Origin of the sequence: Streptococcus sp. HMSC068F04, assembly GCF_001837455.1 — a bacterium.
Taxonomy (GTDB): Bacteria; Bacillota; Bacilli; order Lactobacillales; family Streptococcaceae; genus Streptococcus; species Streptococcus salivarius_D.
The window spans coordinates 86171-109162 of sequence record NZ_KV832467.1 but is presented as its reverse complement, the minus strand read 5'-3'; the positions used below and the strand labels follow the sequence as shown (position 1 = coordinate 109162).

The following is a 22992-nucleotide window of genomic DNA, read 5'->3' as shown; positions in this document are numbered from 1 at the left end:
ACCCACTACAGTTGACAAAGAGCCCAAAAAACAAGACCTAAGTCTCGCTTTTTGTTTATCTTATTTTGTACCGACACTGATACGATTAAGTGCTCGACGGAGAGCAACCTGAGCACGTTGAACTTCATCAATACGGTCAGATTTAGTTGCTTCTTCCAAGTCACGTTCGGCACGTTGCTTGGCACGTTCGGCACGAGAAACGTCAATGTCGCGTTCACGTTCTGCTGAATCGGCAACGATAGTAATAAAATCATCTTTAACTTCGATGATACCACCATTTACGGCAATCCAATCGACGTGACTCTCGTCATCCACACGACGAACCTTGAGTTCATCCACTTCAAGTGGCGCAATCAAGTTAATATGGCCTGGCAAGATACCAATTTGACCATCTTTAGTAACCGCGTGGATAAAGCTGGCATGGTGGTCATATTTAAGACCATCCGGAGTTACCACTTGTACGGTCATTTGTGCCATATATTCACCTCACTAGTAGCCCATAGCTTTAGCTTTAGCTACTACATCCTCAATTGGACCTACGCTACGGAAGGCATCTTCTGGAAGATTGTCATATTTACCTTCAAGGATTTCTTTAAAGCTACGAACAGTTTCAGCAACTGGAACATAAGAACCTGGTTGACCTGTAAACTGTTCAGCAACGTTGAAGTTTTGTGACAAGAAGAATTGGATACGACGAGCACGTCCAACCAATGTTTTTTCTTCGTCTGACAATTCATCCATACCAAGGATAGCGATAATATCTTGCAATTCACGGTAACGTTGAAGCACACGTTGAACTTCAGTCGCAACAGCATAGTGTTCTTCACCAACAATTTCAGGTGAAAGGGCACGTGAGCTTGATGCCAATGGGTCAACGGCTGGGTAAATACCCATTTGTGTCAACTTACGTTCAAGGTTGGTTGTTGAATCCAAGTGAGCAAATGCTGTAGCTGGCGCTGGGTCAGTATAGTCATCGGCTGGAACGTAGATGGCTTGGATTGATGTAACAGAACCTTTTTTAGTTGATGTGATACGTTCTTGCAATTGACCCATTTCAGTAGCAAGTGTAGGTTGGTAACCAACGGCTGATGGCATACGACCAAGAAGGGCAGAAACCTCAGAACCTGCTTGAGTGAAACGGAAGATGTTATCGATGAAGAGAAGCACGTCTTGACCTTCGACATCACGGAAGTATTCCGCAATTGTCAAACCAGTAAGGGCAACACGCATACGTGCTCCAGGTGGTTCATTCATTTGACCGAAGACCATGGCTGTTTTCTCAATAACGCCAGATTCTTTCATTTCCCAGTAAAGGTCATTACCTTCACGTGTACGTTCACCAACACCTGTAAACACGGAAATACCACCGTGCTCTTGGGCAATGTTGTGAATCAACTCTTGAATAAGAACGGTTTTACCAACACCGGCACCACCAAAGAGTCCGACTTTACCACCTTTAAGGTAAGGGGCAAGCAAGTCGATAACTTTAATCCCTGTTTCAAGGATTTCAGTAGATGTTGACAATTCATCGAAAGTTGGTGCTTTTTTGTGAATTGGTTCACGCTCTGCATCGTCTGCAAAAGGTGCTTCCAAGTCAATGGTATCACCAAGAACGTTAAAGACACGTCCAAGGGTATCTTTACCAACAGGAACGCTGATTGGACGTCCAGTGTCCAGAACTTCTAGTCCACGAGTCAATCCATCAGTAGATTCCATGGCAATGGTACGAACCACACCTTCTCCAAGTTCAAGAGCTACTTCGAGCACGATACGTTTAGACTTTTGTTCATCAGTATAAACGACCAATGCATTGTTAATCTCAGGAAGTTTATCACCAGCTGCAAACGCTACGTCTACAACAGGACCAACAACCTGAGCAATTTTGCCTGAGCTCATTGTTTTCTCCTTATGATAGTTTTCTGGATGACAATCATCCTTTTTTCATGTGTGTCTAATTAAGACAAATCTCTAGCTATTCAAGTGCACTTGCACCACCAACAATTTCAGTAATTTCCTGAGTGATGGCAGCTTGACGCGCACGGTTATATTGGATTGTCAAATCGTTAATCACATTCTTAGCATTATCAGTGGCTGTCTGCATTGCAGTCATACCAGCTGCGTGCTCAGCTGTTTTGGCATCTACGATAGCACCGTAGATAAGACTCTCCGCATATTGTGGTAAGAGTTGATCCAAAATAGTGTCACGATCTGGTTCCAATTCAAACTTGGTCAACACATGACCTTCTGATTCATTGGGATCCAAATCAGCGATAGGAAGCATTTGTTCCACACGAACTTCGCTAGACAAACTATTAACATGGTGGTTGTAGCACACATAGAGTTCATCAAAAAGTTCATTTTGATACATTCCTACTGCTTTAGAAATGATTTTTCCGACTTGTTCAAAACTAGGTTGATCTTCAAGGCCACGAAGTTCAAAAGCAACATTCATGTTACGAGCCTTGAAGAAATCTGAACCTGTTCCACCAATAGAAATAATAGCATATTCATCTTCAGAATCATGGTCACGTTTAATCATATCCAACACAGCTTTAAGAATTGTTGAGTTATAACCTCCAACAAGTCCCTTATCTGAAGTAATGACAATGTAACCTGTCTTACGGACTGGGCGTGCATCCAACATTGGATTTGACGAACCATTAATCAATTCTGAATGTAGAAGATCTGTTGTGATCTGTCTAATTTTTGAGGCATAGATTTGGAAATCTTTAGCAGCTTGCTCAGAACGTGTCAATTTTGAGGCAGAAACCATTTGCATGGCTCCTGTAATTTGACTCGTTTTCTTTGTTGAAGCAATTTTTGCTTGGATTTCTCTTAGAGAGCCTGCCATATGCTGTCCTCCCTATTTCTATTTATATTCTGACTGATCTTTGAAAGCTTGGATAGCTTCATTAAGTACAGATTCCTCAGGAAGATCCTTAGTTGTACGAATAGTTTCAAAGATATCCTCATGGTGACTATCAAAGTAGTCATAGAGTGCATCTTCAAAATCCAAGATTTGATCAACCGGAACACTATCCAAGAAACCATGTGTCAAAGCGTAAAGGATAACAACTTGTTTCTCAACTGGAAGTGGTTTATGAAGCGGTTGTTTCAAAACTTCGATTGTACGACGACCACGGTTCAATTTCGCTTGAGTCGCAGCATCCAAATCTGAACCAAATTGCGTAAAGGCTTCAAGTTCACGATATGAAGCCAAGTCAAGACGAAGTGTACCAGCAACCTTCTTCATCGCTTTAATTTGCGCTGATCCACCTACACGTGATACGGAAGAACCCGCATCAATGGCTGGACGAATACCTGAGTTAAACAAGTTTTCTTGCAAGAAGATTTGTCCATCTGTGATTGAGATAACGTTTGTTGCGATATATGCTGAGATATCTCCGGCTTGCGTTTGAATGATTGGCAAGGCAGTAATTGAACCACCACCAAGATCATCTGAAACTTTAGCTGAACGTTCCAAAAGACGTGAGTGGAGATAGAAGACATCCCCTGGGTAGGCTTCACGACCTGGTGGACGACGGAGAAGCAATGAAAGTTCACGGTAGGCCACGGCTTGTTTAGACAAATCATCATAAACAATCAAAACGTGTTTTCCGTTATACATGAACTCTTCAGCCATTGCAACACCAGCATAAGGTGCAATGTAAAGCAATGGTGATGGTTGTGATGCAGAGGCAGTCACAACGATTGTGTAATCAAGAGCACCGTGTTTACGGAGAGTTTCTACTTGTGTACGAACTGTTGATTCTTTTTGACCAATAGCCACATAGATACAGATCATATCTTGACCTTTTTGGTTCAAGATCGCATCAATGGCTACTGAAGTTTTACCAGTTTGGCGGTCTCCGATAACCAATTCACGTTGACCACGTCCGATTGGAACCAAGGCATCAATGGCCTTAAGACCAGTTTGCAATGGCTCAGAAACTGATTTACGTTGCATAACACCTGGAGCAGGTGTTTCAACTGGACGGAAACCTGTTGTTTCGATGTCACCAAGACCATCAACTGGTTGCCCAAGTGGGTTTACTACACGACCAATAAGGGCTTCACCAACTGGAACTTCCATAATTTTTCCAGTACGTTTAACAATATCGCCTTCACGAATTGCTACGAAATCCCCCAAGATAATGATACCGACATCATTAGTTTCAAGGTTTTGGGCCATACCATAGGCACCATTTTCAAATTCGAGCAACTCACCACTCATAGCATTATCAAGACCACGAGCACGTGCGATACCGTCACCGATATAGGTAACGACACCAGTTTCAGTGACGTCAAAGTTTGGCTGGAAGTTTTCAATTTGCTTTTTAATTAAAGCGCTAATTTCTTGTGCGTTAATTGCCAAAAGTCACACCACTTTCTATTTCAAATTCGTTTTAAAGGTTTGCAATTGACTGCGAATTGACGTGTCAACAACCTTATTTTTTGCTTTGATGACGAATCCTCCGATGAGGTCCTCATCAATTTTTTCTACTAAACGACGTGTCTTAATCTCAAATTTTTGTGAAACAATCGCCAAAAGTCGAGCTTTTTGTTCTTCAGACAAGGGACTTGCTGATGTCACTGTAACATCGTAAGTATTGTCTTCTTGATCAAAGAGCTCAAGGACCAATTTCAACACATCATAGAGAATGTTGGCACGGTCATTGAGTAAGATTACCTCAAGAAAATTGTTCATATACACTGAACAAGACTCTTGAAACAAGCTCAAACTTTCTTTTTTAGCTTCACTTGTCACATTTTCCTGCGACAAGAAGGTTTTTAGATTTGTTTCAGCAAAAACTGTTAGGATTTGCCTTACTTCTTCTTGGATTGTTGACACGGCGTCTTGTTCAAAAGCGACTTCTACCAGGCTTCTGGCATACTGCTCAACAAGAGCTTGTGTTTTCTTATCCATTAAGCATCTCCTAATTGATCAAGATAGCTATCAATCAAGTCAGATTGCGCTTTAGCATCAAGGTTTTGTTTCATAACTTTTTCCGCCAAGAGGACAGTCAAGTCTGCAACTTCACCTTTAACTCCAGCAAGTGCTTCCACACGGCTTTGGGCGATGTCTTGATTTGCTTTTTCTTTCAAGCGTTTAGCTTCATCATGTGCTTCTGCAATGATTTTTGATTCTTGAGTTTTACCAGTTTCCTTGGCCCCATCAATAATTTGAGCCGCTTCAGTGCGAGCACCTGCTAACTCATCTTGACGTTTTTGTGCCAAGCTTTCTGCTTCTTGACGAGCATTTTCAGCACTATCAATATCTGTGGCAATTTTCTTTTCACGAGCAGCAAAGATTCCTGTAATTTGATCCCATGCGAATTTACGGATGAGGTAATACAAGAGAAAAACTGAGCCGAGTGTGATAATGATATTACCAAGTGTCGTACTATTAATCAGTAATGACATTTCATTTCTCCCTTTCTTAATTATTCTTCGTTGACTTTATCACCAATATAGTTTGAACTTAAGATAATAAAGACATAGGCTTGGATGAAGCCGATAAAGGCTGAAAAGGCAACCCAGACAAGGTTCAAAGCAAAGGATACAGGTGCTGCAAAGACAGACCATGTCACCAATTTAAGAATCAAGCCAGTAAGTACCTCACCAGAATAAATGTTACCAAACAAACGCAAGGCCAATGAAGCAAGGTTGGTTAATTGTTCCAAAATGTTCATTGGGAGCATAGCTGGGTATGGTGAAAGGTAGCCTTTTAGATAGCCTTTAAACCCTTTTTTACGGATCCCCTCAATATGACTAATGAGGGTAATAATCAAAGAAAGAGTGATAGTAACACCGAAGTTCGATGTTGGAGAAGTCCAAAAATTGTAATGCTCACTTTTTACAGATACAAGCAAACCTAAGTTGTTCGCTGTAAAAACAAAGGTGAAAATTACAAACAAGAGCAAACTATAATTCTTCGTGAATTTCCCAAGATTTTGAGAAATGGTACTGTTCACAAACTCATAGATGAACTCAAGCACATTTTGTTTTCCCTTTGGTTTAATGGTCATCTTACGACTTGACCAGAAAACCACTCCAAAAACGATAATTACTGTCAAGAGAGACATGGCAAGGACAGTCAAGTCAAAATCAATCCCAAATAATGAGACGGTTGGATTACTTGTAGTTTCCACTGCTCATCCCTCCTTCATCTTTTTATTTGTCTATTAGACAATGTAGCTAAGGGCAAACAATACGAAGAAGGTACCTTCGATAAAGGCAACACCAGTAAACATCAATGTTTGAAGTTTGCTAAACATCTCAGGTTGGCGAGCTGCAGCTTTAGCGACATTGGCAACGAGGATACCCTCACCAATAGATACACCCATAACGGCCAAACCGAGGCCTAAGATAGTTAAATTCATAGTAGAATTCTCCTTTTAATTTTTTTTTACCCTGTTATTTTAGTCCTATTTTCCACGAAAGTCAACGAATTGACGGTTTTTTAGACGTTTTCACTGACTTTGCCTAACGTTTTCACTATTTTTGCGTAAGCGTTTACTTTTAATGAACAGGCTGATCTGCTAATTCCAAAAAAAACAAGCCTAACTATGGCAGGTTAGACTTGTTTGGGAAATTTATGAAAAAAAGAAAGTTTCACTGTCTGACTCAGCGTCAGAGGTGTGAGTTCTACCGAACCATGTTCAGCAATACTTATTAGGATGATTATAGTATAGCTTGGGTTGCTTAAAGAAAGCTGAAGGAAAGCTGATTATTTTTTTCAAATTGCTCCATTATTTCTTTTAAAAGTCCTGCTAACTCCAAACGTAGGAGACACTACTCCGACACTTTTTAATATTGGTATCGATCTATATCAAATGATTAACTTATCAATAATCACCATTGATGTTGCTTCTTTCCTTGAATAAAATAAACACTAATATTATCAGATGTTAGACGACTTACCCAGCCTTGATTTTTTATAGCCTAGGAACAACAATACCAACCCTTGGAGACTTTGTATTTTTCATAAAATGACGTGTATAAAACGGTAACTCGTCAGATTTAACAACTTCTGTTGTTCAAAAAGCTTCTGCTATCTTCCTTTCGTTGTCAACGATAGAATCTGGAAGCTCACTGTACCTAGATTTATATAATGTGAGATTCCTAGACTTTATCATTCTGTGATTATAGTCAATTTGAAATATAGATAGTTTGAAGCATCTGAACTTATTTTTGTTATAATATCTTATATAACTATTTACTTGTAATCGAAAGGAAATAAAATGAGTTTTACAATTTTGAAAGAGGAAGAGTTTACATCTTTCATAGAAAAATGTAAAGAACATTCGTTCATGCAAACAGTATCAATGTCTAATCTCCTAAGAAAAAGAGGATTCGAGACTAAGTTTTTAGGTTGGAAAAGTAATAATGAAATTACTGTTGCTGCTATTGCTTTCATGAAGCATTTGACTGGAGGAGTCAGAATAGAAATTAATAGTGGTCCATCGTATACAGATGAATCCGACTTAAAGAGTTTTTATCATGAATTACAACTTTTTGCTAAGAAACAGGGAGCTCTAGAACTGGTTGTAAAGCCAGACGACACTTATCAGACATTTGAAATTGATGGAAAGCCTACTGAACCTGAGAAAACAGAATTAATTTCTACACTAACAGATCTTGGCTACAAATTTGATGGTTTACAGATAGGCTATCCTGAAGGGGAACCAACCTGGCATTATTTGAAAAATCTTGAGGGCTTTGATGAAACATCCTTATTAAAATCATTTAACAAAAATAGCGTCAGAAACATCAAAACTGCTCTCGACTATAATGTTATTGTTCGCAAAATAAATAAAGGCGAAATCACAGAATTCAAAAAGATTATAGAAGAAACCGGAAAAAGGCAAGGGTTTGAAGATAAAAGTTTAGATTATTATACAGATCTATATGATGCATTTGGTGATAACGCTGATTTCTTGGTAGCAGAGTTAGATTTTGAAAAAAGCTTAGATCACATAAATAGTAAACTTACCTCACTGAACCCTAAGAGCAAACAGTATGAGCAACAAGCTCAAAAATTGAATAAACAAAAACAGATCATTTCAGAGCTCAAACAAAAAATTAATACAGAGAAGATACTTCTTGCTTGTGCTTTAATACTATATACACAAGATCAGGCCACCTATCTATTTGGAGGTTCCTATACAGAATTTCAAAAATTCTCTGCTGCTTTCTTAATTCAGTATCATGCCATGAAATGCACTTTGAAGAGAAATATTATGAGTTATAATTTCCTTGGAATTACAGGCGTGTTTGACGGCTCTGATGGAGTTCTACGATTTAAACAAAACTTTAACGGTTATATTGTTCGTAAGATGGGAACCTTCCGTTATTACCCACAACCTTTAAAATACAAACTTATCCAAGGACTTAAAAAGCTTCTTAAACGTTCTTAGTTTAAAGAATACTGTTTGCTATTCTCTCCTTGAAAATAAACACAAAATTCTAATACAACAAAAAGTCATCATATGATGACTTTTTGTTGTATTAGAATCGACGTGAGACTATTCTCAATAGTCATAATCACCCGTCTAACAGTTAATTTGCTTAAACGCTAAAAAACCAAATACCGGCCAGTGCCCAAGCATTTTCTTCAAATCTTAGTGCACTTGACTCGTCACAAACTCTCAAAGAAGAATTCGCAGTACTTAGTATTATCAGTAAAGCTTTCAATACACTCTCGCATAATAGGTGATTTATTTGTCTCATACCTTCGAAGCGAGACAAGCTTAAACTCACATAAAAAAAATCCAACCCTAAGGCTGGACGCTATCACAGATGCCACCACCGAGAATTGAACTCGGAACGGAGCATTACCATTGCTCTATTATACCATTTAACTATAGCGGCAACTGTTTTAATCTTACCATACTTCTATTTACTGTGGCAAGATTTTTTGCTTATTTTTTATAAATTTAAGTCTTGGTAAGGCGTACGGTAACCAACCTGTAAAACCTTACCATCTTTAATCAAGATAGGACGTTTAATCAACATACCATCTGAAGCCAAAAGTTCAACAGCTTCATCAAGGGATAGGGTTGGCAACTTATCCTTTAGACCTAGAGAGCGGTAGGATTGACCACTCGTATTAAAGAATTTCTTAAGTTCTAAATCTGACCCTTCCAAAAGCTCTTTTAAAAATTGAGCCGAAGGTGGATTTTCCTTAATATTAATAGATTCAACATCTAAACCTAATTGATCGAGTTCTGCCTTTGCCTTACGACAAGTGCTACATTTGGGATATTCATAAAAAATGTACATAATTTTCTCCTTTTTTCTAGCATAAGATATCTATCTAAGGATTGTCAAACCTAATGCCTTCTAAATGAAGTAAGAAACGCTTGGCGTCTTCTCCTGCAGCATATTTTCCTATATGACCACTACTAGGAAGAACCCGATGGCAAGGGACCAGAATCAACCAAGGATTCTTACCAACAGCAGTTCCTACGGCCTGCGCCGATTGACATAAAATCACTTTACCAATCTGACTATAAGTTCTGCTCTCCCCCACAGGAATGTCCCGTAAAGCTGACCAAACCTTTAGCTGAAAGGTTGTCCCTCTATCAGCTAGAGGGAGGGTATCTGGACTTGGATGATCACCTTTAAAATAAGCCTCTAACCAATTCTTGGTCATTTTCAAGATAGGATTTGAGGTGTCTACTAGCTCCTCTTCCCTGATTCCTGACTGAAAATGTTTTTGCCCCTCCAACCAAACACCATAAAGCGCTTGGTCACTTGCCACCAAGCACAAGCGTCCAATAGGAGATAAATAATACTGACGATAAAGCATGTCTTTATTATAACAAAAAAGACAGGAATCTCTTGTTCCTGTCAATTAACTCTTATTATTTACCTTTAATCAAACGCACACGAACGATATTGTCACTAGCTTCAAACTTGGCAACCAATTCATCAATCTTAGATTTGTCTGTTTCATCAAGGTCAAGAAGTGTATAGGCATAGTCGCCCTTAGAACGGTTGATGATATTATCGATATTGATATTAAAATCAGAAACCGCAGTAGAGATACGAGCCACAATATTAGGCACGTTTTTATTAATCAAGGTGATGCGGTATGGGGCACTCAAGGCCTGTTGCACACGTGGGAAGTTAACAGAGTTAACAATTTCACCTGTTTCCATGAAACGACGGATGGTTTGACCTGCCATAATCGCACAGTTAAGTTCTGCTTCACCTGTTGATCCACCAACGTGTGGGAAGACAGTCACATTAGGTTTGTTAAGGAGATCTTCTGTACCAAAGTCGGTGATATAGCGTTTAACCACACCTGTTTCCAAAGCATCAAAGAGGGCATCATTATCTACCAACTCTGCACGGGCAAAGTTAATGATAGTTGTCCCTTTTTGCATAAGGTTAAAGGCATCCGCATTGAAAGTTCCCTGTGTATCTGGTGTCAATGGAACGTGAACAGTGATATAATCACAGTTTTCAAAAATCTCTTTAAGATCAGAAACACGTCTTACATGGTGAGAAATATTCCAGGCAGCTTCAATAGAAACATATGGGTCGTAACCATAGACCTTCATTCCCAAACGGTAAGCATCATTGGCAATACGTGCACCAATGGCACCGAGCCCGATAACACCCAATGTCTTACCAGTAATCTCGCTACCTGCAAACTGTTTCTTACCTGCTTCAATTTGTTTAGGAACATCATCACCACTAAGTGTGTTAACCCAAGCATTGGCCGCAATATAGTCACGTGCTGAGAGTAAGATAGAGGCCAAAACAGCTTCCTTAACAGCGTTAGCATTGGCACCCGGAGTATTGAAGACAACAATCCCTTTTTCAGTTGCTTCGTCAACTGGGATATTGTTAGTACCTGCACCAGCACGCGCAATAGCTTTCAAGTTGTCAGGAAAAACAGTGTCATGGAGATTTTGACTACGAATGATATAGGCATCCGGATTTTCCGCTAAATCACCATCAATTTGGAAATGATTTCCAAGTTCTTTCAAACCAATCTGGTTAATATTGTTATACGTTTTTACACTAAATACCATAATTTTATTCCTCTTAAATCAATGTATCCCGTGGTGAGCTGCTTCATCAAGTTCTTGATAAAAGGCTTTCTCTCGCTTAGTTTTGATTTTCTGATAAGCAAGACGTTCACCATCAATAGGAACCTTGCCACAATAGACATAGCCAAGTTTCTCCAAAATATGCTGCATGACAGTATTCTTTTCATGCGTATCGCAACGAAAATCATGAGCATCAGTTCCCTCAATAAGACCTTGAATGAAGGTTTGAGCAATGCCCTGACCCGTAAATTCACTTAAAACGGCGATTCTATGAAAAGTAATGTAGCGCTTATTGTGATGTTTCCAGTCCCCGTCATAGATTTTGTCGTAAGCAGGGTCTCCATCAACAATCACCGCAGCATAAGAAACGATTTGACCATCAACAATTCCTACATAGGCCTGCCCATTAAGGACATCGTCAAAGATAGTTTCTTCAGTAGGGTAACCATCAGCTCCTTGCCATTGGGTACTCCCTGCTTCTGCTAAAGCAGTTCTAGCACTCTCAATCACAGTCATGATAGCCCCAATTTCATTTGGGAAGGCTTGTCTAATTTCCATCTCTTTACCTAATTATTTATTTTCGGCTTCAAATTTCTTCATAAAGTCAATCAAGTCAAGTACACCCTGACGTGGGAATGCATTATAAACACTAGCACGCATACCACCTACTGAACGGTGTCCTTTGATATTCTTGAAACCAAGAGCATCTGCTTCTGCTACAAATTTAGCATCCAACTCTTTACTTGGTGTTACAAATGGGATATTGCAGACAGAACGATCCTTGGCATCTTTGACAGGATTTGTGTAGAAATCAGATGACTCAATGTAATCGTAGAGAAGTCCTGATTTCTCACATTGAATTTCAGCCATCTTGTCCACGCCACCAATTTCATTTTTAACCCAGTCAAAGACGAGTTTTGAAATATAGATGTTGAAACATGGTGGTGTATTGTAAAGTGATCCTGCTTCAGCTTGAATACGGTAATCCAACATGGCAGACAATTGTGGTTGGTCGTTAAGGAAGTCTTCACGAACGATAACCACTGTCACCCCAGCAGGTCCAATATTTTTCTGAGCACCAGCATAGATAAGGGCAAAGTCCTCAACATTGTAACGAGCAGCCAAAATATTTGAAGACATATCAGCTACAATTGGCACACCATTAGTATCAGGCAAATCGTAGATAGATGTTCCTTCAATGGTATTGTTCGTTGTCAAGTGAACATAAGCAGCTTCTGGATCAATTGTTGCTGGGTCAAAACTTGGGATATGATCGTAAACAGTTTCTTCTGAAGAAGCCAAAAGAATTGGTTCAAACGGAATAGTTTTTGAAAGTTTAACAGCTTCTGTGTAAGCTTTTTTACCCCATGAACCACCTACAAGGTAGTAAGCTTTCTTACCTTGAGCGAGGTTAAGTGGGACCATTGTAAATTGTGTTGAAGCGCCACCTTGCAAGAAAATAACCTTATAGTTATCAGGAATGGCCATAAGCTCACGAAGTGTCGCTTCCGCATCTTTAACGATTTTGTCAAATTCTGGAGAACGGTGGGACATTTCTAGCACGGACATACCGGAATCTTGATAGTTAAGCAATTCAGCTTGGGCTTTTTCAAGCACTGGTTTTGGTAATGTAGCAGGTCCTGCTGAGAAATTATAAATTGTCATAAAGACACCTCCAAAATTTTAATAGTCCTATTATAGCGAATTTTCTGAATATTGTAAAGTGTTAACAGTAAAAAACGAACGGGATTAACCGCTCGCCTCGAAAAAGTTAGGTATTTTATGTATATTCTTATCAGTAATTGATTTTAGTATCCGTTTATTTTTGCTTAAGAAAATAGGCTGACCCAATTAGATTAGCTCCATTATGATGATGACAAGCAACAATCTCGGGACGTTTAATAATTTTACCGATAAAGTCAATCTCATGGTGAACCTTATCAAACTGGCGGTTGACCTCCTTGATAAGAATCGGCTGGGCTGAAATGCCACCTCCAATAACAAAGGTTTCCATATCAAAGATGGTTTGAAGATTCAAAATGGTAATGGCTAGGTTACGGCAATAGCTTTCAAAAAGCGAATAGACTGTCTCATCTCCTGCATTTATGTCCTTAAATGCGGCTAAACCATCCTTTAAATCTGAGTTACCTAGCACTTCATTTACCTTGGTAATTAAACCGACAGCCGACAAAGTCATGCCTCGCATCAATGAAGGATCAACTTTTTCCATTTGAACTGGTAACAGAAAGGTCAACTCACCCGCTTGAAAGTGGCTTCCTTGAAAAAGTTTACCATTAATAATGAATCCACCACCTAGACCTGAACCCAAAACAAGGGCTGCACCATTGGTCACTCCTTGCAAATGACCTGTGGCTAGCTCTGCCAAGGCTGCTGCTTTACCATCATTAAGGGCCATTACAGGTAGATGGTACTTGGCTTCGAGGACCTCTTTAATACGAAAGCCGTGAAAGAACCTCAATAAGCCACCATGATAAATGACACCTTCCTCAGTATCAACTGTCCCTGGAACACTAATTGCTAAACCTGATAAGTCTACTTCAACTGAAGTAACTATCTGATCAATCACGTCAATAGCTTGTTCCAAGGTTTGTGGGGATGACTGCGTCGGCAGACTCTTTTCAATGGCAAACTGCTCTGAAACAAGTGCTGACTTCACCTGTGTTCCCCCAAAATCAATCGCTAAAATCGTCATAAGCATCCTCCACAAATTGTTTTTCGTCATTATAACACAAAAGAGCTAAAACTAGAAAAAACGGTTCCAAAATGCTATCATAAACTTACAGAATTAGATAAAAGGAGTATCTCACATGACTAAATTTCTACACACTTGTGTCCGTGTCAAGGACCTAGAAGCCTCACTTAAATTTTATAAAGAAGCTCTTGGTTTCAAAGAAGCTCGTCGCAATGATTTTCCAGAATATAAATTCACCCTTGTCTACTTGCAACTCGAAGATGATCCTGATTACGAGTTGGAATTAACCTACAACTACGACCATGAAGCTTATGATCTCGGGGATGGATATGGTCATATCGCCATTGGTGTTGATGACCTAGAAGCTACACACCAAGCTCACAAAGAGGCTGGCTATACTGTCACAGACCTCTCAGGTCTTCCTGGTAAACCAAAAATGTACTACTTTATCACTGATCCAGATGGCTATAAGATTGAAGTTATTCGTTTGACGCAATTCCTAGAAAAATAAATCAAAAAAAGTCAGATCGTATAGATCTGGCTTCCTTTTGTGCTTAATTTTTATTATCTGTCTTTAAGGCTGACAAAATTTGGGTACGAATATCATCCACACCGTTTGGATTATTTGGTAGGAATAAGGTTTGATTGCCTTTAGCCGCAAAAGTATTAAGCGTATCTAAGTATTGGTTAGTCAAGAGAATAGACATAATCTGCTCTTCAGACATACCCACATTGGCCTCTTTAAGTTCTGCGATTGATTCAGCCAATCCATCAACGATAGCCTTACGTTGTTGGGCAATACCAACCCCGTGAAGGCGATCTTTTTCAGCTTCGGCTTCAGCTGCTGTGACAATCTTAATCTTATCAGCTTCTGCCAATTCTTGAGCTGCTACACGCTTACGTTGGGCAGCATTGATTTCATTCATAGACTGTTTAACTTCAGCATCTGGTTCAACTTTGGTAATCAAAGTCTTAACAATGATATAACCATAAGTTGTCATTTCTTCAGCCACTTGGTGTTGAACCTCAAGGGCAATTTCATCTTTCTTCTCAAAGAGCTCATCAAGTGTCAATTTAGGAACTGATGAACGGAGAGCATCCTCAATGTATGATTTAATTTGAGCCTCTGGACGCATGAGTTTATAGTATGCATCTGTAACATTTTGCTCATTAACACGATATTGAGTGGCCACATTCATCATGACAAAAACATTGTCCTTTGTCTTAGTCTCAACCACAATCTCACTTTGAAGCAAACGTAGTTGAATACGAGCGGCAATTTTATCGATACCAAATGGTAAACGCATATGAATCCCACTCGTTGCAATTTTTTGATAACGTCCAAAACGTTCAACGATAGCCACTGACTGTTGACGTACAACGTAAAGCATACTGATGAGAATTCCCAAAATAATCAGGAAGGAAAACAGTAAAAAGAGAAGTGCTGCTTGCATGTTAAGTCCTCCAAAATAAACATTAAAAATTTCTTTGTTTTATTATAGCACAGTAATACAATTTTTCAAGAAAAATAGCATGGCTCGTTCGAAATAGTGTAAAAGAGACACTTTCTTTATCACTGATGTGTCAGCACTCCTGAAAACTTGAAAATTCCTGCTAATCGAGAGAGTTGTACGCAACAGGCGAGACTTTTCGAAATAAGAAAAAGGCTGAAACGATTGCGTTTCAGCCTCTTAGTATTTTCGAAAATAAAATCGTTTGAAGAATCATTCTAGATGGCATCTAAAACTCAAATCTCAAATGACTTATTTACGATACATCTTAACTTGAAGGTAAATATCGTTATAGATTCCGAGCCATTTTTGTCCTAAGTTGTTATAAACTTCAAGGTTTTTAATGGTTGATTCTGAGGGATAAAAGGCTTTATCATCGGTGATACTCTTTGGAAGCAAGGCTTTAGCTGCTTGGTTAGGTGTGGCATAACCGATATATTCAGCATTTTGCGCTGCATTTTCCGGTTTAAGCATGAAGTTGATAAAGGCATAAGCCTCTTTTTCATGCTTTACAGTCTTAGGAATCACCAGATTATCAAACCAAAGGTTTGAGCCTTCAGATGGGACAACATAACGTAGGTCCTCATTTTTATCAAGCATCTCACTAGCTTCCCCTGAGAAAGTCACTCCGATAGCTGCGTCACCTTGAACCATGTAGCCCTTCATCTCATCACCAACAATAGCCTTGATATTTGGTGTTAGACTATTAAGTTTAGTTTCAGCCAAACGTAATTCAGTCATGTTCTTCGTATTCAAGCTATATCCCAGGCTATTGAGTGAGAAACCAAGGACTTCACGCGCACCATCAACTAGCATAATCTGGTTTTTGTAATCTGGTGACCAAAGATCATCCCAGTGCTGTGGTGCTTTTTTCACCAATTTTGTATTATAAACAATACCGACAGTTCCCCAGAAATAAGGGATGGAATAGTCATTGTGAGGGTCAAAACTAAGCCCTTTAAAGCTTGAACCAATCTGGTCAAAACCTTTGATTTTAGATTTATCCAACTTCACCAAAAGGTCTTCCTTAACCATTTTATCAATGGTATAGTCTGACGGCACAGCGATATCGTAGGTTGTTCCGCCCTGCTTAATCTTGGTATACATGGCTTCATTGGAATCAAAGGTTTCGTACTGGACCTTGATGCCCGTTTCTTTTGTAAACTTGGTCAGAAGGTCTGGGTCAATATAATCACCCCAGTTATAGATAACTAATTTGTCTGACACATTTCCAGTACGACTCTGCATGTAGGCAGAGATGCCCCAAAGGAAGAAGATAATGGCTAAGATACCTGCCAGAAATTGATAGAGTCTACGCATCCTGCTCCTCCTTCTCCTTGGTAATCGCATAATAACCTATCACTAAAAGAATAGAGAATAGGAAAACAACGGTTGACAAGGCATTGATTTCCAGAGAAATCCCCTTACGTGCACGTGAGTAAATTTCCACAGCAAGTGTTGAAAAACCATTCCCCGTTACAAAGAAGGTTACTGCAAAGTCATCCAACGAATAGGTAAAGGCCATGAAATAACCAGCAATAATACCAGGTGTCAAGTATGGCAACATAACCTCACGTAACATCTGCCATTGAGTTGCACCTAGGTCATAAGCGGCATTCACCATATCTCGATTCATTTCCTTGAGACGTGGCAACACCATGAGAACCACGATTGGGATTGAAAAGGCAATGTGACTCAATAAGACAGAAACAAAGCCTAGTTGGAAACCAATCAAGGTGAAGAGAATCAAGAAACTAGCACCAATCATGACGTCCGGTGCAACCATGAGCACGTTATTTAGGGATAAAATCCCAGTCTGTTGCTTCTGTTTACTCTCATAGATAAAGATAGACCCAAAGGTACCAATAATCGTTGCCAGAAGAGCGCTAAGGAAAGCTAAAAAGAAGGTTTGAGCCAGAATTAACATAAGACGGCTATCTGAAAACATGCTCTGGTAGTTATCCAGAGTAAAACCTGTGAAACTATTCATATCGCCACCACTATTGAAAGAATAGGCGATTAAATAAAAGATTGGCAGGTAAAGGATAACAAAGACAAGAGCTAAATAGAGATTTGCAAATTTTTTCATTGACGTCTCTCCTTTGTTAACCACATTGTCGCAATCATAGCAACAATAAGAACAACACCAATGGTTGCCCCCATTCCCCAGTTTTGTGTCGTGAGGAAGTGCTGTTCGATAGCTGTCCCTAGGGTGATAACTCGGTTACCACCAATCAAGCGTGTCAGCATAAAGAGGCTGAGACTAGGAATGAAGACCGACTGGACACCAGAGCGTACCCCATTAAGCGATAAGGGAAAAATAACCTTGGTAAAGGTCTGCCAATCATTGGCTCCCAAATCTTTACTTGCATTCACAATATTTTCATCCAAATCATCCAGTGCATTGAAAATCGGTAAAATCATGAAGGGAATTTCAATGTAGCTAGCCACGAAAATAAAGGAGAAGTCCGTAAAGAGTATTTGCATGGGTGCAATCCCAAAGAAACCAAGAAAGGCATTGATACCACCTTGTTGGCCAAAAATCCCCATAAAAGCATAGGCTTTCAGAAGGAGATTGACCCAGGTTGGCAAAATGACCAACATCAACCAAAGTTGTTTATGCTTCAATCTGGTTAAGAGATATGCCGTCGGATAAGAAATGAGGAGGGTTACTAGAGTAATGATGGCTGCATAAAGAACCGAGTTAAAACTCATCCTTAAGTAAGTCCAACTGGAAAAGAAGGTGCCATAATTATCCAATGTAAAGTTGCCACTGATATCAAAGAAAGACTGATAGAGTAGCATGAGCACTGGAGCAACCACGAAGAGTAGGAGCCAAAGCAGGTAAGGTACCGAGAAGAGGCTAGCTGTTTTCTTCATAGCGCTCCTCCTCAATGGCATTAATCAAGCCATCTTCATGCTCTTCCACTTCCACATATTCTTCAATACGTGCATCAAATTCTTCTTCTGTCTCATTAAGACGCATGATATGAATATCCTCAGGCGTAAAATCAAGACCGATAATCTCACCCTCAATCGCCTTACGGGTTGAGTGAATCATCCATTCATTGCCAAGATTGTCATAGGCAATGATTTCATAGTGGACCCCACGGAAGAGCTGAGTTTCCACACGAACTTGCAGTTTACCTTCCTCAGGAAGTGTAATCTGTAAATCTTCAGGACGAATAACCACTTCGACAGGTTCGTTAGGACGCATTCCTCCATCAACAGATTCAAAACGTTTCCCATTGAACTCAACCAAATAGTCCTCAATCATAACGCCTGGCAGGATGTTAGATTCTCCAATAAAGGTTGCAACGAAGTGATTGATAGGTTCGTCATAGATATCAACCGGAGTTCCTGATTGAACAATTTCACCATCGTTCATAACAAAAATCCAATCCGACATGGCCAAGGCTTCTTCTTGGTCGTGGGTAACAAAGACAAAGGTAATCCCTAGACGTTGCTGTAATTCGCGCAACTCGTATTGCATTTCAGTACGTAGTTTCAAATCCAGTGCTGACAAGGGCTCATCCAAAAGGACCACACGTGGTTGGTTAATAATCGCACGGGCAATGGCCACACGTTGACGTTGACCACCTGATAATTTTTGAATTGAGCGCTTTTGATAACCATTTAGTTGAACCATCTTTAAGGCTTCTTCTACACGCTCTTCGATTTCCTTTTTTGGCACCTTTTTCAATTTAAGGGCAAAAGCCACATTGTCAAAGACATTCATATGTGGAAAGAGGGCGTAAGATTGAAAAACGGTGTGGACATCCCTTTTATTAATAGGAATATCATTGATACGCTTTCCATCCAAAAGGACGTCACCACTGGTCGCATCTAAGAGACCTGCAATGATGTTCAAAATCGTTGATTTACCAGAACCAGAAGCCCCGAGTAGGGTATAGAACTTACCTTCTTCTAGTTCAAAGTTGATGTCTTTTAAAACTTGTGTGCCACTATCTTCAAACACTTTTGAGACGTTTCGAAAGGCAATAATCGGATTAGTCAATTGTCATAAATCCTCCATGGATAGCAAATATAGGGATAGGGTTTTATTAGTTTAATTTGTCGCCAATGATACGTACTTCAGGCTCAAGTGTTACACCTGAATTTTCCTTAACCTTAGCGATGACATCTGCAATAAGGTCTTCATAGTCTTTAGCTGTTCCGTGATCAACATTGACCATGAATCCAGCATGCTTAGTTGACACCTCAACACCACCGATACGATGTCCCTTGAGATTAGCTTCCACAATAAGCTGACCTGCAAAATGACCTGGTGGGCGTTTAAAGACCGAACCACATGAAGGGTATTCAAGAGGTTGTTTAAGCTCTCGCAAATGATTAAGACGATTCATCTCATTCTTGATTTGCTCGTAATCTCCTGGTTTGAGGTTAAATTTAGCTGAGATAACCACTTCACCTGTTTCTTGGAGCACTGAACGACGATAACCAAAACGCATATCTCTTGCGTCAATCGTACGAATATCACCGTCTTTTGTAAGAACCTGAGCAGAAACCAAGACATGGGCAATCTCGCCACCATAGGCACCAGCATTCATAAAGACAGCACCACCAATACTACCTGGAATCCCCGCAGCAAATTCAAAACCGGTCAAACTTTGGAAACGAGCCACCTTGGTTGTCGCAATCAAGTTAGCTCCCGCTTCAGCTTCAATTTGATAACCATTAACTGCGATACCATTGAGCCTGTCAAACATAATCACAAAACCTCTGATACCACCGTCACGGACAATCAAATTACTGGCATTACCAAGCACCATCCAAGGAATGTCATGCTTATTAGCAAATTTGACAATACGAGAGAGTTCATAGCGGTTACGTGGAAAGGCCAAATAATCTGCTGGACCACCAACCTTGGTATATGTATAACGTTTTAAGGGTTCGTCGAAACGAATATCAATCCCCACTAAATCTTCTTTAAGTTCATCTAACATGTTATTTTCCATACTTTTTCTATACATTGATTTCTTTGTAGGTATCGTGATAGACTCCCCCATGTTACTATCACTACCTAAAAATGAGTTAGTATTTTTCCCTAAAAATTAGAAGAAAAATACAGCAAAAAGCCAAGTTTAATTATAGCAAAAATTCCCCATCTTGACGACAAGGAATTTCACGCAAAGCTAGTCCATAAGCTCCAATTTACGGACATCACTAGTGTTTAAGTGACTCAAATAATTTTTGTAGGCTTGCCCAGTTTTAGGGTCAACCAAATCATCTGCTATTTCTACTAAGGGCACCAAAACAAAAGCTCTCTGGCTCATATAAGGGTGGGGCACTTTAAGGTGCTCAGTCTCCCATATTTCCTGCCCATATAGAAGAATATCTATATCTACCGTCCGAGGCCCCCAATGCTCATGACGAACGCGATCAAGATCTTTTTCAATTTGCTGACATGACCTTAGTAAGGTCTCTGCTGGCAACTTCGTCTCTAAAGCCAAGGCAAGATTCAAAAAATCAGCCTGATTTGTCAGTCCCCAAGCAGCCGTTTCATAATAAGAGGATACCGCTTTAACCTCCGTCTCAGGTAGGTCATTCAAGGCCTTCACAGCTTTTTGAAGATAGCCCTGACGGTCTCCCATATTAGATCCCAAACTCAAATAAACTCTTGTCATCGGCTACGCTCCAATTCGATACCAACACTCTTATAATGCCCATTAATTGGGGGATTTTCCTTGGTAATTCGAACTTTAATAGATTGAATTGGTGGAAACTGTGCAAATAGATCCTCGCAAATTGCACCAGCTAAACGCTCAATCAAAATGTACTTTTTATCTTCCACTTGTTTTTGCACAGCTTCAAAAACCAATCCATAGTGAACCGTATCATCTAGATTGTCACTCTGTGAGGCCTTGGTTAGATCAACAGCCAATTCCAAATCTACCACAAAAATTTGTCCCAGGGTCTGTTCCTCAGCAAAAGCCCCGTGATAGCCATAAAAACGGCAACCATTTAAAATAATTTTATCCATAGTTTCTCCTTCACACGACTAGACTCCTCTTTATTCTAGCACAAAACAGTTGAAAAGTTGGTCTCTAATTAGTATGATATTTTAGACAGATCTGAAGTTATTGTGTTTACGCGTATGCAATCGGTTGCATAATTCTTCTGATTTGGTAAAATATAGGCACAGGAGTTAAAAAGATTCCTGATTACAAGCAAGACTATCTCAACTAATTAAGGAAAAAACTATGACAAATCAAACCGCAATGCAATACTTTGAATGGTATCTTCCAAGTGACGGTCAACACTGGAACAATTTGGCTGATGATGCCCAACATTTAGCAGACCTGGGCATCAGCCACGTTTGGATGCCACCTGCTTTTAAGGCCACCAACAAAGATGATGTTGGTTACGGAGTCTATGACCTCTTTGACCTTGGAGAATTCGACCAAAAAGGAACAGTCCGCACCAAATACGGCCTCAAAGAAGAGTATCTCAATGCTATCAACCAACTCAAAGAAGTTGGTATTGTACCTATGGCCGACGTTGTGCTTAACCACAAGGCAGCAGCCGATAAACTCGAGACCTTCGAAGTGGTCGAAGTTGACCCAGAGGACCGTACCCAAGAAATCAGCGAACCATTTGAAATCGAAGGTTGGACACACTTCACCTTTGACGGACGTAATAAAGCCTACAACGATTTTGAATGGCACTGGTACCACTTTAACGGAACTGACTTCGATGCCAAACGTAATAAAAGTGGCATCTATCTTATCCAAGGTGACAACAAAGGTTGGGCAGACAACGACTTGGTTGACAATGAGAATGGTAACTTTGACTACCTTATGTATGCTAACCTAGACTATAAACACCCTGAAGTTATTGAAAACATTTACGAATGGGCAGATTGGTTCGTTGAAACAACAGGCGTTCAAGGATTCCGCATGGATGCAGTCAAGCACATTGATTCATTCTTCATGCGTAACTTTATTCGTGATGTCAAAGAAAAACAAGGTCAGGATTTCTATGTCTTTGGTGAATTTTGGAATGGTAACGAAGAGGAAAATAATATCTATCTTGAAAAGATTGAAAAACGTTTTGACCTCGTCGATGTTCCCCTCCACAACAATCTACACAAGGCTAGCTTAGATGGTGCCGATTATGATTTGACGACAATTTTCGATCATTCCTTGGTCAAAAATCATCCTGAACATGCTGTAACCTTCGTAGACAACCACGACACTCAACGCGGACAAGCTCTAGAATCTACTGTTGAAGAATGGTTTAAACCAGCTGCTTATGCTCTCATCCTTCTCCGTGAAGACGGTCTTCCTTGCCTATTTTATGGTGACTACTATGGAATCGAAGGTGAATTTGCTCAAGAAAATTTCCAAGAAACCCTAGATACCTTGCTCTACGCTCGTAAAGACCTAGCTTACGGAGAGCAAACAGACTACTTTGATGATCCAAACTGTATTGGATGGACACGCTCTGGCAACGAAGATGGCGCTCCATTAGCTGTAACAATCTCTAATGATGCTGCTAACAGCAAGTCTATGGAAATTGGTAGTGATTGGGCTGGACAAACCTTCTATGACATTCTTGGAAACTGCTCTGATACTGTAACCATTGACGAAGACGGATGGGGAGACTTCCCAGTTTCTGAAAAATCTGTCAGCGTTTGGACAATTCAAGACTAAGAAAAAAAGCTCAATTGAGCTTTTTT

At 39.8% G+C, this 22992-nt stretch carries 25 protein-coding genes and 1 tRNA gene; 3 read left to right on the top strand and 23 right to left on the bottom strand.

Annotation, left to right across the window (positions count from 1 at the left end):
- Nucleotides 1-60: 60 nt before the first annotated feature.
- The 8 genes from HMPREF2571_RS03190 to HMPREF2571_RS03155 all read right to left on the bottom strand — a co-directional run bounded on the left by HMPREF2571_RS03190 (nt 61) and on the right by HMPREF2571_RS03155 (nt 6383).
- Complete coding sequence (locus tag HMPREF2571_RS03190) at nt 61-477, bottom strand: F0F1 ATP synthase subunit epsilon (RefSeq protein WP_002890211.1); 417 nt, start codon at nt 475-477, stop codon at nt 61-63.
- 12 nt (nt 478-489) lie between these two features.
- Nucleotides 490-1896 carry a F0F1 ATP synthase subunit beta gene (gene atpD / locus HMPREF2571_RS03185; protein WP_002885994.1) on the bottom strand — a complete coding sequence of 469 codons (1407 nt, stop codon included), beginning with the start codon at nt 1894-1896 and terminating at the stop codon, nt 490-492.
- Nucleotides 1897-1972: 76 nt separating this feature from the next.
- Nucleotides 1973-2851, bottom strand: coding sequence for a F0F1 ATP synthase subunit gamma (locus HMPREF2571_RS03180; protein ID WP_002886026.1), 879 nt, complete (start codon nt 2849-2851; stop codon nt 1973-1975).
- A gap of 18 nt (nt 2852-2869) precedes the next feature.
- Nucleotides 2870-4375 (bottom strand): F0F1 ATP synthase subunit alpha, encoded by a 1506-nt coding sequence (gene atpA, locus HMPREF2571_RS03175; RefSeq protein WP_004183073.1) that lies wholly within the window; start codon nt 4373-4375, stop codon nt 2870-2872.
- Nucleotides 4376-4390: 15 nt separating this feature from the next.
- Nucleotides 4391-4927, bottom strand: coding sequence for a F0F1 ATP synthase subunit delta (locus tag HMPREF2571_RS03170; RefSeq protein ID WP_002885901.1), 537 nt, complete (start codon nt 4925-4927; stop codon nt 4391-4393).
- Complete coding sequence (gene atpF / locus HMPREF2571_RS03165; protein WP_002886161.1) at nt 4927-5424, bottom strand: F0F1 ATP synthase subunit B; 498 nt, start codon at nt 5422-5424, stop codon at nt 4927-4929. Before atpF ends, HMPREF2571_RS03170 begins: the two co-directional genes overlap by 1 nt.
- 20 nt (nt 5425-5444) lie before the next feature.
- Entirely contained in the window at nt 5445-6152 is a 708-nt protein-coding gene (atpB, locus tag HMPREF2571_RS03160) for a F0F1 ATP synthase subunit A (RefSeq protein ID WP_004183075.1), read from the bottom strand.
- A gap of 33 nt (nt 6153-6185) precedes the next feature.
- Nucleotides 6186-6383 (bottom strand): F0F1 ATP synthase subunit C, encoded by a 198-nt coding sequence (locus HMPREF2571_RS03155; RefSeq protein ID WP_004183077.1) that lies wholly within the window; start codon nt 6381-6383, stop codon nt 6186-6188.
- Nucleotides 6384-7244: 861 nt separating this feature from the next.
- On the opposite strand from HMPREF2571_RS03155, the gene HMPREF2571_RS03150 reads away from it, so the two are divergent.
- A complete protein-coding gene (locus HMPREF2571_RS03150) occupies nt 7245-8420 on the top strand; it encodes a peptidoglycan bridge formation glycyltransferase FemA/FemB family protein (RefSeq protein ID WP_013991009.1) in 1176 nt (391 codons plus the stop codon).
- A 383-nt stretch (nt 8421-8803) separates the two neighbouring features.
- On the opposite strand, the gene HMPREF2571_RS03145 is transcribed toward HMPREF2571_RS03150, so the two are convergent.
- The 7 genes from HMPREF2571_RS03145 to HMPREF2571_RS03115 all read right to left on the bottom strand — a co-directional run bounded on the left by HMPREF2571_RS03145 (nt 8804) and on the right by HMPREF2571_RS03115 (nt 13779).
- A tRNA-Thr gene (locus HMPREF2571_RS03145) sits at nt 8804-8874 on the bottom strand.
- 57 nt (nt 8875-8931) lie between these two features.
- Nucleotides 8932-9285 (bottom strand): arsenate reductase family protein, encoded by a 354-nt coding sequence (locus tag HMPREF2571_RS03140; RefSeq protein WP_004183081.1) that lies wholly within the window; start codon nt 9283-9285, stop codon nt 8932-8934.
- Nucleotides 9286-9319: 34 nt separating this feature from the next.
- Nucleotides 9320-9814, bottom strand: coding sequence for a methylated-DNA--[protein]-cysteine S-methyltransferase (locus tag HMPREF2571_RS03135; RefSeq protein ID WP_013991010.1), 495 nt, complete (start codon nt 9812-9814; stop codon nt 9320-9322).
- A gap of 55 nt (nt 9815-9869) precedes the next feature.
- Nucleotides 9870-11048 (bottom strand): 3-phosphoglycerate dehydrogenase family protein, encoded by a 1179-nt coding sequence (locus HMPREF2571_RS03130; protein ID WP_004183085.1) that lies wholly within the window; start codon nt 11046-11048, stop codon nt 9870-9872.
- Nucleotides 11049-11066: 18 nt separating this feature from the next.
- On the bottom strand, nt 11067-11624 hold the full coding sequence (locus HMPREF2571_RS03125) for a GNAT family N-acetyltransferase (protein ID WP_002884484.1): 558 nt from the start codon (nt 11622-11624) through the stop codon (nt 11067-11069).
- Nucleotides 11625-11636: 12 nt separating this feature from the next.
- The gene (serC, locus tag HMPREF2571_RS03120) at nt 11637-12731 is read right to left on the bottom strand and encodes a 3-phosphoserine/phosphohydroxythreonine transaminase (protein ID WP_004183088.1); all 1095 of its coding nucleotides are present in this window, start codon (nt 12729-12731) and stop codon (nt 11637-11639) included.
- Nucleotides 12732-12885: 154 nt separating this feature from the next.
- Complete coding sequence (locus HMPREF2571_RS03115) at nt 12886-13779, bottom strand: ROK family protein (RefSeq protein WP_004183090.1); 894 nt, start codon at nt 13777-13779, stop codon at nt 12886-12888.
- A gap of 115 nt (nt 13780-13894) precedes the next feature.
- Here HMPREF2571_RS03115 and HMPREF2571_RS03110 point away from each other — a divergent pair, with 115 nt between their 5' ends.
- The gene (locus HMPREF2571_RS03110; RefSeq protein ID WP_004183092.1) at nt 13895-14290 is read left to right on the top strand and encodes a lactoylglutathione lyase; all 396 of its coding nucleotides are present in this window, start codon (nt 13895-13897) and stop codon (nt 14288-14290) included.
- A 43-nt stretch (nt 14291-14333) separates the two neighbouring features.
- Here the strand turns inward: HMPREF2571_RS03110 and HMPREF2571_RS03105 are convergent, their stop codons facing one another.
- From HMPREF2571_RS03105 to folB, 8 genes are all read right to left on the bottom strand, one after another.
- Complete coding sequence (locus HMPREF2571_RS03105) at nt 14334-15233, bottom strand: SPFH domain-containing protein (RefSeq protein WP_004183097.1); 900 nt, start codon at nt 15231-15233, stop codon at nt 14334-14336.
- A 309-nt stretch (nt 15234-15542) separates the two neighbouring features.
- On the bottom strand, nt 15543-16610 hold the full coding sequence (locus HMPREF2571_RS03100; protein ID WP_002884479.1) for an ABC transporter substrate-binding protein: 1068 nt from the start codon (nt 16608-16610) through the stop codon (nt 15543-15545).
- On the bottom strand, nt 16603-17379 hold the full coding sequence (locus HMPREF2571_RS03095; protein ID WP_002884421.1) for an ABC transporter permease: 777 nt from the start codon (nt 17377-17379) through the stop codon (nt 16603-16605). Before HMPREF2571_RS03095 ends, HMPREF2571_RS03100 begins: the two co-directional genes overlap by 8 nt.
- The gene (locus HMPREF2571_RS03090; RefSeq protein WP_002884253.1) at nt 17376-18170 is read right to left on the bottom strand and encodes an ABC transporter permease; all 795 of its coding nucleotides are present in this window, start codon (nt 18168-18170) and stop codon (nt 17376-17378) included. The genes HMPREF2571_RS03095 and HMPREF2571_RS03090 overlap by 4 nt, the downstream gene beginning before the upstream one ends.
- Nucleotides 18154-19308 carry an ABC transporter ATP-binding protein gene (locus HMPREF2571_RS03085; protein WP_002884517.1) on the bottom strand — a complete coding sequence of 385 codons (1155 nt, stop codon included), beginning with the start codon at nt 19306-19308 and terminating at the stop codon, nt 18154-18156. The genes HMPREF2571_RS03090 and HMPREF2571_RS03085 overlap by 17 nt, the downstream gene beginning before the upstream one ends.
- Nucleotides 19309-19354: 46 nt before the next feature.
- Complete coding sequence (murB, locus tag HMPREF2571_RS03080) at nt 19355-20257, bottom strand: UDP-N-acetylmuramate dehydrogenase (RefSeq protein WP_004183103.1); 903 nt, start codon at nt 20255-20257, stop codon at nt 19355-19357.
- Nucleotides 20258-20446: 189 nt separating this feature from the next.
- Nucleotides 20447-20938: a 2-amino-4-hydroxy-6-hydroxymethyldihydropteridine diphosphokinase gene (gene folK, locus HMPREF2571_RS03075; protein WP_004183105.1), complete on the bottom strand. Its 492-nt coding sequence runs from the start codon at nt 20936-20938 to the stop codon at nt 20447-20449.
- Nucleotides 20935-21294 carry a dihydroneopterin aldolase gene (folB, locus tag HMPREF2571_RS03070; protein ID WP_004183107.1) on the bottom strand — a complete coding sequence of 120 codons (360 nt, stop codon included), beginning with the start codon at nt 21292-21294 and terminating at the stop codon, nt 20935-20937. The genes folK and folB overlap by 4 nt, the downstream gene beginning before the upstream one ends.
- 220 nt (nt 21295-21514) lie before the next feature.
- On the opposite strand from folB, the gene HMPREF2571_RS03065 reads away from it, so the two are divergent.
- Nucleotides 21515-22966, top strand: coding sequence for an alpha-amylase (locus tag HMPREF2571_RS03065; RefSeq protein ID WP_045001529.1), 1452 nt, complete (start codon nt 21515-21517; stop codon nt 22964-22966).
- Nucleotides 22967-22992 lie beyond the last annotated feature (26 nt).